At 57.6% G+C, this 14,562-nt stretch carries 11 protein-coding genes and 1 pseudogene; 2 read left to right on the top strand and 10 right to left on the bottom strand.

The features are described from left to right. Positions 1-102 precede the first annotated feature (102 nt). Positions 103-3,750 carry a transporter substrate-binding domain-containing protein gene (locus PQT43_RS25170; protein ID WP_272754900.1) on the bottom strand — a complete coding sequence of 1,216 codons (3,648 nt, stop codon included), beginning with the start codon at positions 3,748-3,750 and terminating at the stop codon, positions 103-105. Between the two features lie 92 nt (positions 3,751-3,842). Further along, positions 3,843-5,048 (bottom strand): EAL domain-containing response regulator, encoded by a 1,206-nt coding sequence (locus PQT43_RS25165; RefSeq protein ID WP_272754899.1) that lies wholly within the window; start codon positions 5,046-5,048, stop codon positions 3,843-3,845. A gap of 222 nt (positions 5,049-5,270) precedes the next feature. Between PQT43_RS25165 and PQT43_RS25160 the strand changes: the two genes are divergently transcribed. Together PQT43_RS25160 and PQT43_RS31530 are read left to right on the top strand one after the other, a co-directional pair. Further along, positions 5,271-5,900 carry a response regulator transcription factor gene (locus PQT43_RS25160; RefSeq protein ID WP_102879957.1) on the top strand — a complete coding sequence of 210 codons (630 nt, stop codon included), beginning with the start codon at positions 5,271-5,273 and terminating at the stop codon, positions 5,898-5,900. A gap of 208 nt (positions 5,901-6,108) precedes the next feature. Next, positions 6,109-6,426, top strand: a pseudogene (locus PQT43_RS31530) (transposase); the annotation flags it as partial. Between the two features lie 640 nt (positions 6,427-7,066). Here the strand turns inward: PQT43_RS31530 and PQT43_RS25150 are convergent. The 8 genes from PQT43_RS25150 to PQT43_RS25115 all read right to left on the bottom strand — a co-directional run bounded on the left by PQT43_RS25150 (position 7,067) and on the right by PQT43_RS25115 (position 14,500). After that, complete coding sequence (locus PQT43_RS25150; RefSeq protein ID WP_267269817.1) at positions 7,067-7,903, bottom strand: MrpH family fimbial adhesin; 837 nt, start codon at positions 7,901-7,903, stop codon at positions 7,067-7,069. Positions 7,904-7,908: 5 nt separating this feature from the next. Next, positions 7,909-8,439 (bottom strand): fimbrial protein, encoded by a 531-nt coding sequence (locus tag PQT43_RS25145; protein ID WP_272754897.1) that lies wholly within the window; start codon positions 8,437-8,439, stop codon positions 7,909-7,911. 8 nt (positions 8,440-8,447) lie between these two features. Next, the gene (locus PQT43_RS25140; protein WP_272754896.1) at positions 8,448-8,951 is read right to left on the bottom strand and encodes a fimbrial protein; all 504 of its coding nucleotides are present in this window, start codon (positions 8,949-8,951) and stop codon (positions 8,448-8,450) included. After that, positions 8,948-9,376 carry a fimbrial protein gene (locus PQT43_RS25135; protein WP_272754894.1) on the bottom strand — a complete coding sequence of 143 codons (429 nt, stop codon included), beginning with the start codon at positions 9,374-9,376 and terminating at the stop codon, positions 8,948-8,950. Before PQT43_RS25135 ends, PQT43_RS25140 begins: the two co-directional genes overlap by 4 nt. 78 nt (positions 9,377-9,454) lie before the next feature. After that, positions 9,455-10,006, bottom strand: a complete 552-nt coding sequence (locus PQT43_RS25130; RefSeq protein WP_272754893.1) for a fimbrial protein — start codon at positions 10,004-10,006, stop codon at positions 9,455-9,457. Positions 10,007-10,038: 32 nt separating this feature from the next. Beyond that, entirely contained in the window at positions 10,039-10,797 is a 759-nt protein-coding gene (locus PQT43_RS25125) for a fimbria/pilus periplasmic chaperone (RefSeq protein ID WP_123393082.1), read from the bottom strand. A gap of 21 nt (positions 10,798-10,818) precedes the next feature. Further along, on the bottom strand, positions 10,819-13,305 hold the full coding sequence (locus tag PQT43_RS25120) for an outer membrane usher protein (protein WP_102879950.1): 2,487 nt from the start codon (positions 13,303-13,305) through the stop codon (positions 10,819-10,821). A gap of 640 nt (positions 13,306-13,945) precedes the next feature. Further along, positions 13,946-14,500: a fimbrial protein gene (locus tag PQT43_RS25115; RefSeq protein WP_102879949.1), complete on the bottom strand. Its 555-nt coding sequence runs from the start codon at positions 14,498-14,500 to the stop codon at positions 13,946-13,948. Between the last annotated feature and the right edge of the window lie 62 nt (positions 14,501-14,562).

Here is a 14,562-nt window from a genome sequence, read left to right as displayed (position 1 = left end):
CATTGCAGCGGTCGACTCACTGGCGCGGTCAGCGCCGTTCAGCGCCTTTGAAAATCACCTTGGCCCCGCTGAAGCGGGGCAGTCCGTGCGTTCTCCTCGATATCACCCGGCAAGTGGTGCCGATCCGTCGTACTGCTCAAGCAGCTGCTGTTCAAGGGTCACGATGGCCTGTTTAACCTGCTCAACACAGTCGCTCACCAGGGGCATGTTCAGGTCCGGGCTCTGACAGGCGTCTTCCAATTGCCGGCAGCTTTCCACCAGTTGCTCGCCCTTGACGACTCGTGCTGCCCCTTTGATGCGATGCGCCAACTCGGACAGTTCCGCTGTTGCTTGGTCGCGCAGCAGTGTCTCCAGGGTCTGCAGGTCGGTGCGATTGTTGCTGAGCAATTCGCTCAGGATGTGCTGCAGCATGGTCGGCTCGCTGCCCACCAGGGTATGCAACGACTCCAGATCGAATACCTGTGGGGATTGGCTGCTGACGCGTTCTTCGGGCGGCAGGGGCGCGCGTTCTTCTTCCTCGACTTGACCCAGGGCCAACAGGCGCGCCTCCAGTTCATCCAGGCTGATGGGCTTGATCAGACAGTCATTCATTCCGGCCTGGATGCAGCGTTCCACTTCCTCGGGCTGGGCGTCGGCAGTCAGGCCGATGATCACGATCGGTTCGTCGTGCGTGTCGCGTTCATCCTGGCGAATTGAGCGGGCCAGTTCGGCACCGTTCATGACGGGCATGTGGCAGTCGGTGATGATCAGGTCAAAAGCGTGCTCGCGCCAGGTCTTCAGTGCCTGTTGTCCATTTTCCGCCTCGACTATGTCGTGCCCGAGAAACGCCAGTTGCTGTCCCAGGACCTGACGGTTCACCGGGTGGTCGTCCACCACCAGAATCTGCAGGCGGTACATCTGCCGTCGCTTGATGCTGGGAGCAGGTTCTACGGCGGCCAGGCGCTCCAGCACTTGAAGGCGAAGATCCACCTCCACCAGGGTGCCCTGGCCCAGGGTGCTGCTCATTGAAACAGTGCCGCCCATCATTTCGCACAGGGAGCGACAGATCACCAGTCCCAGGCCGGTACCTTCGGTATTCAGGACATTGCGTTCGACTTGGGCAAAGGGTTGGAACAGCCGCTGCTGGTTACTAGGAGATATGCCTATCCCTGAATCTTCGACGCGCAGTTTGACCTGCAGCAACGAGTTCTCCACCAGATCGCCGCTGATGCTCACTTTAATGAAGCCGGCTTCGGTGAACTTGATGGCGTTGCTTATCAGGTTGGACAGAATCTGCTTGAAGCGCATGCCGTCTACCAGCACATCGCAATTGATGCTGGAGTCGATTTCGAGGATGAAGCTCAGGCATTTCTGGCGTGCCAGACCTTCGAACACACGGGCTATGGATTCCACCAGCTCGCGCAGGTTGGCGCGTTTGGGCGAAAGGCTCAGACGTCCCGACTCGATGCGGGCGATGTCGAGAATATCGCCGATCAGGTCCAGCAGGCTCTTGGCCGAGCTGTAGGCGATTTCAATGCTGGAGCGCTCGATCCGGTCGCTATCGGCGCGTTTGAGCGCCAGTTCCAGAATGCCGATGATCGCGTTCATGGGGGTACGGATTTCATGACTCATGGTGGCCAGGAACGTGGTCTTGGTGCGACTGGCCTGGTCGGCCAGGTTCTTCGCTTCCTTCAATTCCTGGACCAGATGCCGATGCTTGGTGATGTCCAGCCAGCCGCAGATAACGCCTTTGGTGACGCCATTGTTGTCCTGGAAGGGTTGGATCCAGTGATCGATCCAGACATCCTTGCCCTGCAACTTGACCTTGTACACCGAACTGATGGTCTGACCGTCGCGTATGGCTTGCAGGTAGCTGTGATGCAGGTCGGGTTCAGCGCAGAAATGCTCCTTGGGCAGCTGTTGCACGGATTTGTGCAGAACCTGCTCGGCGGTCAGGCCGACACTCTGCAGGTAACTGCGGTTGCACGAGAGCATCTTGCCGTCCATGTCACGAATGTAGAGAACCGGAGGCATGTTTTCGGCCAGGGCCTCGATGAAGCGCAATTGCTCATTCAGGGTTTTCTCGGCCTTGATCCGACGTCGCAGATACAAGGCCCAGGCCAGTGTCAGCAACAGCAGGAGCGCCGCGGCGGCGATGATTTCGGCGATCAGCAGCGCATAGTCGCGCCAGGTTTCGCCACTCATGCCCGGTGGTGAGCGCCAGTGGTTGGCGATAGCGTTCAGATCGTCCGCCGGGAGACTGAGCAGGGCCTTGTCGAGAATCGACTGAAGCTCGGAGTCACTGCGCCGCAGAGCAAAGCTGGCGTTTGCCCGACTGGTGTGGATCAGGTCGGCGATGCCCAGGCGATTTTGAAACAGGCGGACAATGTAGTAGCGAGCGGCCGGCAACGACACCAGGGCGGCATCGGCGCTGCCGTCATAGACTTTGTTCATGGCGTCCAGAGTGGTGCCGGCCTCGATCAATTGCGTGCTCGGATAAAGCTCGCGGACGTGTTGCAGGGTCACGTGACCTGATGGAATGGCAAGACGCTTGCCTGCCAGGTCTTCGGCGGTCAGCCCCTTGTCCTTGCTGCCACTGGGTGTGACCAGGACAAAAGGGCTGGTCAAAAAGGGCCGGGTGAAACGTAGCTTGTCCTCGCGCTGCGGGCCTGCCGTCATGATGGCGATGTCCGCCTCGGAGTTGCTCAAGGCTTCAATCTGCTGCGGATAGCCGCCATTACGCACAGTCACCTGGAAATGCAGGCCGGTGCGCTGCGAGATGATCTCCAGCAGTTCGGCGGCAACTCCGGAGAACACTCCGTTGGCGTCGAAGAACGCCACTGGCGCCAGGTCATCGTTGATGATCAGGCGGATCACCGGGTGACGATCGATCCAGCGTGATTCTTCTGGCGTCAACACAATCTTTTCGCCGGTGGGCACGAAACCGCTGCCGACCCAGCGCTGGCTCAGATGGCTCAGTTTTTCCTTGCCAATGGCCTCGATGCTTCGGTCAAGGATGCGCTGAAGACGAGCGTTGTCCTTGTTGATCGCATAGCCATAGCCACCCGTGGCAAGGTCAACGAAGCGCTCGAACTTGAGGAAGCCGTAGTAAGAACGGTTGATCTGGAAGTAGGCGCTCAGTACATCGTCCAGGTACATGTCGGCATGGCCAAATGCCGCCGCAGCTATGGCTTCGTTATGGGTGGGGTAGATCATCAAGCGGGCACGAGGAAAGCGCGCTTGCGCTTCGCCGCTGTGTTCCTTGACGACGGAAACCCGCAGTCCGGCCAGGTTTGCCGGGGACTGGCGCAGTTCGGCGTTGCGCTTGAACAAGGCCAACCGCCCATCGGCGAACGGTCGGGTGAAGCTGACGGCATCGCTGGATTGCCCGGGGCTGTTGTAGCTGCCCATCAAGTCGATGGCGGAGGCCTGCAGGGCCTGTAGGGCTTGTTCTCGGGTGGCGAAGGGAACCACCTTCATGCCGACTCCGAGCATCTGCCCGATCAATGAACTGACGTCCGCCGTAATGCCTTCGTAGTGACTGTCGTTGTAATCGACATTGAAGGGAGGCGACTCTTGTGCGACCACACCGATTTTCAACTCCGACTTATGCCGTAGCCAGTGCCAGTCCTCTTGTTCAAGTACCAGTTCGTGGTGATCGAGGCGCACCTCGCTATACAGCGTATTGGGCAATAGGGGTGGCTGGGCCGCTGCCGTCTGAGCGGCAATGGTCACTAAGCAGGCAAGTAGCCAGATAAGTCGTGAGTGCATGGTCTCTTCAGAAAATGAGGAAGGCTTAGTTGAGTCGAGAACGCTGAAAATACAGAGTGAAAATAGTAGCTGTCGCGGGTTGCTTTGGCCTATCAATTTATGTCGTTAGTGGGGGGACTTGAGGGCTTGCTGCAATAGGCGATGAAGTGACTTTCCGGCATGGGGCGGGCAAATAGAAAACCTTGGGCAATCGAGCCCCCCAACTTCAATAGTTGCTCCTGCTGTTCAGGGGTTTCCACTCCTTCGATGATCACTGACATTCCCAGGGAGCCCGCCAGGGCCAAGGTATAGCGGATGATGGCGCTGCTTGCGGGGTGATGTTTCATCTTGCGCACGAAGTTGCGGTCCAACTTGATTTGGTTGAAGGGCAGTTCGTAGAGACGTTCCAGAGACGCGAAGCCGGCGCCGAAATCGTCCATGGCCAAACCGCAGCCCATGAGCCGCAGGCGCACCATATTTTCCAAGCTGTACGCGCAAGCGCCCATCACAGAGGTTTCGGTGATTTCAAAGGTGATGCAACTTGAAGGCACCTGGAAGAGCGCCAACAAGGACGTTACGGATTCAGTCAGAGTCGCGGAGGATAATTGTGAGGGGTGCAAGTTGAAGGAAAAATTCAGCGGTAGGTCGTTTCCTGCCAATTTGCGCCGCAGCGCCAGACCTTGATCGAACAATTGCCAGAACAGTCGATCCAGTAGGTTGTGGTCTTCCATGATGTTCAGGAAGTGTGACGGCGGCAGCACCCCCAGTTGGGGGTGGTTCCAGCGAGCCAGGACTTCGGCGCCCAGCACGGCAGCGGTATCGAGTGCCGCCTTGGGTTGGTAGTAGGGCTCGAACTCTCCGTAGTCCAGACCGCGCAACACATCACCCAGCGTGGGCAGCGCAATGCTCTTGAGCGGGCTGGCCAGGTCATGCCGCAGGGACTGGTATCGCTTCAGCAAGGTGGTCAGACGCTCCAGGTTGAAGGGTTTGCTCAGGCTTCCAAGAAAATGCAGACCCAGGCGCTTGATCATGGACACGGTGGTGTTGCGCAGCGCCAGGTCAATCTGGCTGCAGAGGATGACCGCGCGCAGTTTGCCGCTGTGACTGGCGTGACGAAGGAAAGCCAGGCCGTCCATGCCGGGCATTTTCAAATCGCAGATGGCAATGTCGATGGCTTCACAACTTTCCAACAGCGCCAATGCCTGACTGCCGCTGATGGCTTCATGAATCTGGCCGGGTATTACCTTCCTTAACGCGGTGATAGTGACCAGGCGTTGCAGGGGCTCATCTTCCAAAACTAGAACGTTCAGGTGTTGCATTGCTGGCTCGTGTTGTTGACTCGTCGGATATCTTGCTTAAGCCATTTGATACGGGTCCATTAGATGTATCCTCATGCCTTGTAGGAAATTTCCTAATGAAAAAATCAGAGCGTCTGAATTTTCCAATGATCGTCAATAACCACTTGTAAGTCGGGTCAAATCCGAGGAATTTGCGCCCTCGCAGTTGCTGCCCGGCGGCAAGTTATAAGGTGAAATGACATTATGCACAGCGTATTAATAGTGGATGATCATCCCGTCGTTCGATTGGCGGTGAAGGTTCTACTGGAAAAGCACGATATGCAGGTGGTGGGCGAAACCGATAACGGGCTGGATGCGATAGAACTGGTGCGCGAGCATGTTCCTAGTGTGGTGATTCTCGATATCGGCATTCCCAAACTCGATGGCCTCAAGGTGCTGTCCCGGATCAAGGCGCTGGGCTTGCCCACCGAGGTATTGGTGCTGACATCGCAGTCTGTCGAAAGCTTTTGCAAGCGCTGTATCCAGCTTGGCGCTAGAGGCTTCGTCAACAAGGAAGAAGACCTGAGCAATCTGGTGGTGGCGCTAAATGCGGTGCTGGCCGGCTATACCTTTTATCCTTCGCTGGTGAACGATGTTTCCAAGCCGGCTGCCGAGCAGTTGTCCGAGACCGAGCTGATTGGCTCACTGACCGATCGGGAAATGATCGTGCTGCAGTATCTGGCTCAGGGCTATTCCAACAAGGCCATCAGCGAGAAGCTGTTTCTCAGCAACAAGACCGTCAGCACCTACAAGGCTCGCTTGTTGCAAAAGCTTGGTCAGGGCTCGCAAGTTGGCCTGGCAGAGTTCGCCAAGCGCCATGGGCTGATTCTCTGAAAGATGGCAAAGCGGCAATATTGATATTCGGCAGTGCAGTTTGAACTGCGGGGATCGGAGCATCCTTAGGGATGTTCCGATCAAGTCCGCAGATGTGCTGAATACGCCTGGCTTCCCGATCCGCGCCCTCATGAGCCATATAAGCTTTTCCGACGTCTAATACGCCGGCAAGCGCAAGCAGACATGCCGCTAACGCTTCCTTAAAACTTACCCGTTGGAAGTTATGCTGCGTATCCATCTGTTGCAGAACTGGTTCTCTTTGAGCGATCCGGCCATGGAAGAATCGCTCTACAAAATCATCCCCATGCGCCAGTTCGCATGTCTGGCGCTGAGCGCGCCGATCCCCGAAGGCGCCACGACCATGAACTTCAGGCACCTGCTAGAAAAGTACCAACTGGCGCCTGTGATCCTTGCGGTCATCAACGATTTTTTGCAGGAAAAGGGGCTCTCTCTGCGCTAAGGCATCATCGTTGATATCACTATTATTCATGCCCCGAGTTCGACCAAGATCGAATACTTAAAACGCAGATGCGGGCCAAGGTTGAGCATCCACTTCGGGTGATCAAACGGCAGTTTGGTTAGGTGAAAGTGTGCTCTCGCGGACTGATGAAAAACACAGCTAGTTGACGACGCTGTTCGCCCTCTAAAACCTGTGGGTGGCTCGAAAACAACTGATGGGTATGGGCGAGTTACGCGCTTAACACGTGATACCAGGCAAACATAATGCGTCGGCCGATGTTCGGAAATTGACGCTTCGTGGCGCCGGAGTTTTGACCTGGCGCCGTTGCGCGGCAAGTTGATCGGACCATCCCTAGGTGATGCTCTGAGATCACTGAAACGGTTCAATACAGACATGAATCTTGATAGTCTGACTATTGTTGATGAGTTAGTAATAGGCCTGGAGTATGACTACTTGCGAGCCAAGTTTAACGAGACGTCAGCTCCATATGATTCGATTTTTCTCGTTGCCCAGTCGCATATATCAAGTTTTAGTGTCTATGAAGTCGTACGGACGAGGATCGAAAAAGCAAAGCCCTATGTTAGATCTGCTGAGAACTCCGGATTGAGCCTAAAACTTAAGGTTGGGCAAATTCAACTTCACTCAGCTGTCGTCCCACGGCATGAAGATATATCTGGCGATCTTGGCGTTCGTACATACAGTGATCTTAGGGCGGTGATAGAGTTACCACTGTGGACCCACTGAACTGACCAGGCGTAACGTTCCCGCGCTTGACCAGGGTCGAGGTAATGGTCAGCGGTGTGAACTGGTCTTGTGTGATTGGCACATTGATACCCGCCGTGGCATCTTTGCCATTGACTGTGATCTTGCTGTACAGGCTGCCATCGCTCTTGAGCCGTACGCCGTAGGAATCGCTCCGTGACGTCGAGACAGTCATGCTGGCTGGGCCACGGCATTGCACGTAGACCTGCGTTGAGGCCGTCGCCCCGTCCACTGCGTTATCCATCAGGCTCTTGTGGTCGATCACGGCATATCCTGTGATATCGCATTGCAGTGACGGTGCAGCTACTCGGTAACAAGGGCCAAGGGGATTTACAGCACCACCAATGGTTGGTCCAGTTTTCACAGCTCCAAAACCGATGCAAAGGTCAGAAGGCTCATATTTCGAAGCTACAAAAATTGATCCACTGAGCGGAATTCGAAACCCCTTACTTTCCAAATCTTTTAACAGATCTCCCATGTAAGAGTTACGGCGAACCGGGACCTCCCATCTGTCGTAATATCCTACTCCTTCGTGGTAGCTCGAACTAATTCGTGCAGTCAAACTAATAGTACAAGTAGTATAAATCGGCTCGGTCGTTGAGCAGGGGCTAGACATGAACTCATAGCCCCAACTGTTCACCACGAAATAGTAACGTACCCCTCCTGAGACATACTCACTTTTTGTCGGTGTGATGACGATATCGCGGGCTTGGGCCGGCATTCCCCACAGCAGCATCGCTACCAGGGCACAGCGCAGCGCTGTCATATAGGCTTTCTTCATGATGATCACTCGTAACTAAGGGCAAAGGTCAGGGAAGCTTCGAAGTCGCCCTGTCCAAGAGTGCGATTGGCAAGCACATTGGGCTCGCCTTGCAGGTAGGCATTAAAGCTGATCAGGTTTTCACCACGGATCAGCTCGCCCATGCGGTGGGTCTTGTTCAGTGGCAGCGGCACGCCACCCATTGTCTCCAGCCCTACCAGCAGGCCTTGCACGGTTGTGCTTCGCAGCATCAGAAACCCGGGGGAGGCGCTGCTCTCGTTGCCGCTGAAGGTGATGCTGACCATGCGCTTGCCGACGTCCAGCTCGCAGTTCTGCAGGTGCAGCTCGATGGGGCGCCCCTTGGTCCTGCCGTTGAGGTAAAGGTCCTTGTCGATCACGCTTTTGAAGTCCATTTCGATCAACTTATCCCCTTCGGCGAGCACGCAAGGCTCGTTCACCAAGGTGCCAGAAAAGTACAGGTTGTCTTCTGCAGCCTGGATCGCCGGCAACCACAGGCTTACGATCCAGGCGCCCAGGTTCATGGCCCACTTGCTCATGGATCCTCCTAGTAGAGCTCGGCCATCAAGAGCGCCGAGGCGGTAAATTCGGTGCTGGGCAACGCCGCGCCGGCTAGCTTTACCGGTACGGCTTCCAGCACCGGCGGTGTCGATGCGCGGACATCGATCTCTCGCGGCTCGTTTGGCGCTAATGCGGTACCACCAAGCAGGACCTTGATGCCCAAATCGTTTTCCGAGGTTTTCAACGCAGTGGTGTCGAAAGGCGCGGGCGTGCCCTTGAGGGTCAGGCGCATGTGCCAGGTGATGGTGGAGCCGGCCGCCCCCGGGCAGTCGATCTGGTAGGGGATTGCCTGGCGATAGCGCTCGCCATCGATGCGGTTGACTGCGATGTTTTGCGCGAAGCGCACGTTGATTCGGCCGCCCTTGTCACTGACGGTGCAGCCGGGCGGGGCCAGCAGGTTGCCACTGAACACCAAGTTGTCCGCGTCAACGCATGACAGGGGCAGTGCAGTAATTGAAAGAATGGCCAAGGTGCGATGCAAGAGGATCATCGATAGTCCACCACCAGGGTTGCACTGGCTTTAAATGCGCCGGCCTTGATATCGCTGGCGTCGCGTTTGACCAGAACGGCTTGCAGCACGGGCTGCTTGCGCGTATCGAAGTTGGACCAGGTGTTGAGTGCCCACCGCTCGCCGTCCTTTTTCAGGGCGATACCGATGTTGTCGTAACCGGGTATCTGCAGCATCGTGCGGTCGAAGGCAGGATTGCCGCGCACTTGCATCCGCAGCTCATTGGTCGCCGAGCGGCTACAGTCGAGCGTGTAGTCGATGGGGATGGTCTTGTAGTGGCCATCGATGTCTGCAATCTGGACATCACTGAACGGGGCGCTGATGGGCGCGTTTCTGTTGATCACGCAGGGAATCGCCGCATGGATGACACCTTTTATCGTCACCCGGCTCTCGGCGGCCTGGGCCAAGGGGCCGCACCCAAGTAGCAACGCTAGCAGCGTGGGACGTGCGACAGTCATGATGAGGGCCTCAGTCATACGCCAGGTTCACGTTGAGGCTGGCGCGGAATGCGCCCGGGCGCAGCGGGGGGCAGTGCGCTCGGGTCGGATGTAATAGGTCAGCTGGCTGTCGCCGGGCGAGACGAACCAGGCGGGGGCGGTGCGGCCCAGACGCACATCATTGCCCTGGACATCGAGCAGGCGCAGGCCGACCCCCTCGGTGCCAATCACCTTGATCAGCCTGGGCGTGTCGGCGTCTCCCACCGCCTTGAATGTCACTGCCTCCACCGGCTTGATGGCGCTCCAGACCTGTGCACCTTGCTGCTCGTCATAACGACCGCCGTCGCTGCGCACGCAGCCTTGCAGCTTCAGGTGCAGGGCCACGAGCGTGCCTTGGTCGCCCATGTGCGACAGGCGAGCGGTACTCAGTCCGTCCAAAGACAAGCGCTGGCAGGCGGAACTTGGGTCCGGGTAGCAGGCGCTTTCAAGCAAGGTGCCGGTGACCTGGAACTCGGCCGATCTTGCCGTGCTGGTGGCATGAGTGGTGACACTGGCACGGCACAGGAGTGCTGCCAGGGATACGCGGAGTCTGGGCTTCATGATTGGCACTCACAGGAACAAGTCATTGAACGTCAGCGTTTGCTGGTCACGGGGCTGGCAGTGCAGGTAGTGATTGCGCAGCTGAACTGCAGCTGTGGGCGGCCGCCGTAGTCATTGACATAGGTCAGCACTGGCTTGTTGCCCAGCACTTTGCTGCTCACGCCCAGGTCGAGCTGGCCACTGGGTTCTATCATCAGTGGCTTGAAGCCGGCTGCTCCGTCGGCCTTGAGGTTGGGCGCTGCATCGATCAGCGTGACGTAATAGGGCGTCGGGTTGTTCACCAGGTAGCGGTCCTGTTGCCGGGTGAGGGTAAGTTTTTCCTGCCAGGGGGCTTCGTTGACGCCGGCCCGTGGAGCAATCGCTGCGGGCCGGTAGAACAGTTTGACCCGCGTTTGCAGGGCGATTTGCAGCGTATTGGGTTTGTCGCTGCGTGGTGGAATCTCCCGTAGGTTGAAGTAGAACAGCGATTCGCGGTCCTGGGGCAACCGGGCCAGCTCCGGCAGCCCCTGGATTTTCACCTGGCTGTTGGCTCCGGCTTCCAGGCGCTGGATTGGCGGTACCACCACCAGTGGGCTGGTGATCTTCTCGGCCTGTTCGTTTTCGATCCAGGCTTGGGCCAGGTAGGGCAACTGGGTGTTCTGGTTGCTGATGCTGAGGCTGACCGATTTCTCGCTTCCTGTGAAAATTACCCGAGTGCGGTCCAGCGATACGGCGGCCATGCTGGCTTGCGCAGCGCAGGTGCTGAGCAGGGCGAGCAGGGACAAGGTGGTGCGTTTGTAGCAAGTTTTCATGAGGTTACCTGGTGTAGTGAATCAAGCAGTGGCGTTATCTGGGTCGCTGGTCGGCAGGCACAGCAGCTCCAGTTGTCGGTCGGGCGAAACCACCTGTTCGGGTAGGGTGAAGTGGCAGCGCGCGCTGCCATCCCAATGCAGAGACATGAGCTCGCCCGGTTTCATACCGCTCAGGTAGGTCGAACCATCCTCGCCGACGATGCCGGTTTCCTGGCCGCGGCTGTTCTGTACCGAGGCGCCGAAGGGCGGCACGCGGTGGTTGGTCATGCGAATCACGACCATGGCCTTGTGGCCGGCGATCAGATCAAAGCGGCGGTAACCGATCGCCCCTTCAGTCAGGGTCGCCTGGGTGACGGACTGAGTGGCTTCGACATCCTCGGCCAGGCTGTCCAACACGATGTTGGCCTGGTTGCGGTAGTAGCTGTTGATGTCGGTCACTACGGCCTTGCCGAAACGGTTGGTACGTGTGACTGCGCCGTTTCCGCGCACCGGCACGTCGGCAACGCCTTGGGTATCGATCAGCAGCCGGGTGCCGCCCATGATGTTGCTGCGGTGCAGCGCTGCGCCGTGGCCGGTAATCGTCGCACCGCCTTGCAGGGACAACCCGGCCGAGGTGTACTCGTCGGCCTGGTAGCTGGCCCTGGCCACAACCTCTGCCTGGTCGCCGTCATGGGACAGGTAGCCGCTGGCGGTTTGACCGCTTGAAGCCTGTCCGACGCTGATCATGTAGTGGTTGCGCTCATCGATCCGGTCGTAATAGCTCAGGCTATGGGAGGTGTCGCCGCGGTTGACCGACGAGCTGTAGCTGATCGAGCCGGTACTGTCCCAGGGAATGTTGACCGACAGGTAGGCACCGTCATCGGCGGTGCCGTTGCCCTTGTTCTGGTAAGCGGTCAGCGACAGGCTGAGGTTTTTCAGGCTGCCGACATTGAAGTAGCGTGACAACGACAGGCTGTAGCGGTCGCTCGCCCGGCTGTTCCAGTACGTCTGGTGGTTGTAGTTGAAGTACAGGCTGAGCGCGGAATCTCGAAACTGCTTGCTCAAGGTCGCGGTATACAACTCTTTACTCTGGTTAAACGACCGGCTGTCACGCCGGGCCTCGATGAATTCGCTCATGCTCAGGTAGTTCTGCTCGGAGAACCGGTAGCCTGCGAAGGTGACCTGGCTGTCGTACTCATCGAAGCGTTTGGAATAGCTGGCACGGTAGGATTTGCCGCTAAGCGTGTCGTCCTGCAGCGTCGCGCGCGACTGGGTGACGTCGAACGACAGCGCACCGAAGGCCATCAGGTCGCGGCCCACGCCCACGGCCAGCGAACCGTAGTCCTCGGCGCCGAGGCTCCCGCCATACAGCGACCAGCCGTTGCTCACCCCCCAGGAAAACTCACCGGTGGCGAACGCCGGCCCATCCATCTGGTGCTCCCAGTCGGAGGGTTTGCCGGCGGCCAGCTTGTAGCGAACGGTACCGGGACGGGTCAGGTAGGGGATGCTGGCGGTGTCCAATTGGAACTCCTGGACGCTGCCGTCCTGTTCCTCGACGCGCACGTCAAGCTGGCCGGAGACTGCATCGTTGAGGTCCTGGATACGAAAAGCCCCAGGTGGCACCTGTGTGTCGTAGAGCACCCGGCCTTGTTGGCGAATCACCACGCGCGCGTTGGTCCGCGCCACACCAGTGATTTCCGGGGCATACCCCCTGAGGTTGGGAGGTAACATGTTGTCGTTGCTGCTCAGGTTGGCGCCGGTGTATCGGAAGCTGCCGAACACGCTGGAGTCCAGATAGTCTTCACCGACGATCAGGTTCGAACGTAGCGAAGGCACGGCGCGTTGCGCATAAAAACGGCTCCAGGCGAACTCGTTGTTTGATGGCTGGTCGTCACTGCGTTGCACCTGGGTCTGCCAGTCACCGCGCAGGCGCCATGCGCCTAGGTTGATCCCCGTGGTGCCGTTGCCGCTGAGGGAGTCGCTGCGGCCTTTACCGCGTTTGCGCTCGGTGGTCTGGGCGTTGAAGTTGTAGTCGAACAACACCCCGGAAATGCCGTCGTCCCAGCGCGAGGGCGGGTCCCAGTTGGGTGAGCTGTATTCCAGCTGGTCCTGGGGGATGCTCACGTACAGCGCCGAATTGCCCAGGTTGCCACGTACCTGCATGCCGGGAACGCTGGTCAGGTCCAGGCAGGCTCCATCGTGCCACCAGACCAACTGCTTGATGGCTTTTTCTTTCAGACCCAGTTCATTGACCAATGCTGGCGAAAGACAGGCAACGCTGCTTTTCGGATCGTCCTGGGCCGGGAAATAGTTGACGGCAAACTCCGTCAGCGTATTGCGGTTCACGTGGACCATCAGGCTGTACTGGCCGGGCATGATGAAGTTGGCCGAAGCAAACACCCCAAGATCAAGGTTTTCGCGATCCTTGAGGTCTAGTACATCGGTGTTGAATTGGATTTCTTCGGCTGCACTTACCAACGTCGCGACACAACATAGCGCCGTGGTAGCCAGTACCTTACGGTGATCCACGTGACTTAATCCTTGAGCGAAACTGCACACCGGGTGATGCAGTTCAGAAGTGCTGAATACTCAGCTTGATCGTGGCGTGATAGCTGCCCGCTTCCAGCGCATGTCCGCTCCCCACGAGCGTCAGTGAGTAGTTGAGCATCTAACTGTCTGTGGACAGTGTGCTGCGCTCAAGTAACATGCCGGGCGAAATCAACTGCCCTTGTTCATCTTTAATCTGCAATGCGATGCCTTTTGCGCCGCCCTGAATGCCGAAATGTTTACCATCAGGCTGACTTTCGAACTTCAGTTAGAAACGCTGGGAGGGGGCGGTGTTGTTCTTTGTGGTCGACGTAATGCAATTGTTGATATAGATGTTCAGTTATTGTTGGGATGACGTATTGCCGCTGACTAATCCATTAAGTGCCAAGGGGTGAACGCAACCGTCTGATTGTTATTACCCAAACGGTGGTACAGGCGCTGTCGACGGTGCTCCCGGCCAGTTGTACACGCCTTTTGAGTGCACCGGCAGCACAGATGGGCACGCCCACTGGGCAGAGGGAAACTAGTAGCAGTGCGGTAGAGCGAATCATCAAAACCTCCGCAAGCTCCCCCGCAGTACGCAGCCAGCGCGTACTGAGGGGCACTTCAGTGACGCAATACGTTACTGATAAGCGAGGGTGAAGTTGGCGAAGGTTTCGAAGTTGCCTGGTACGATTTCGGCAGGCGCTGCTGCGCCGCCGCCCTCTGGGGTAACCATGTCGCCCTGCAGATAGGCGCTGAACTGTAAGAAGGTGTCGCCATTACTCAGTGTTTGTGCAGGCGAAGCGTTGCCCAGCTTGAGCAGCGCGCCGGTGTGGTCTGCGATTGCCAGGCTTGCGCCCTGTGCGGTGCCTTTAATTGCAAGCAGGTCAGGGTTGGACGAAGGCGAGCCAGTGAAGGTCGCAGTGGCCGATTTCAGAGCACCCAGTTCACAGCCGCGCAGTTCGATCTTGAAGGTCTTCGGACTTGATTTACCGCCGTTCTTCAGGGCGACGTTGGAAACCTGATCCAGATCTACGGTCTGGTATTGCGACTCCTGAGCAATGGAGCATGGTGCGTCGATAATAGCGCCCTTAAAGGTAATCACACCGTGGCCTTGATCTTTGGCAAAGGTTATAGCCGAAGTTGCTGCCAAGGTGACGGTCATGATTGCACCAGCCAACAAACGAACTTTCATTTGATACTCCTAGGTTGAAATTTAGATCCCTGAAGGTACTCAATGGAGCACACAAGCTGCTC

This window comes from Pseudomonas sp. BLCC-B112 (assembly GCF_028550695.1).
Classification (GTDB): Bacteria; Pseudomonadota; Gammaproteobacteria; order Pseudomonadales; family Pseudomonadaceae; genus Aquipseudomonas; species Aquipseudomonas danubii.
Note: the sequence above shows the minus strand (reverse complement) of the source record. Positions and strands in the feature narration are given on the sequence as shown.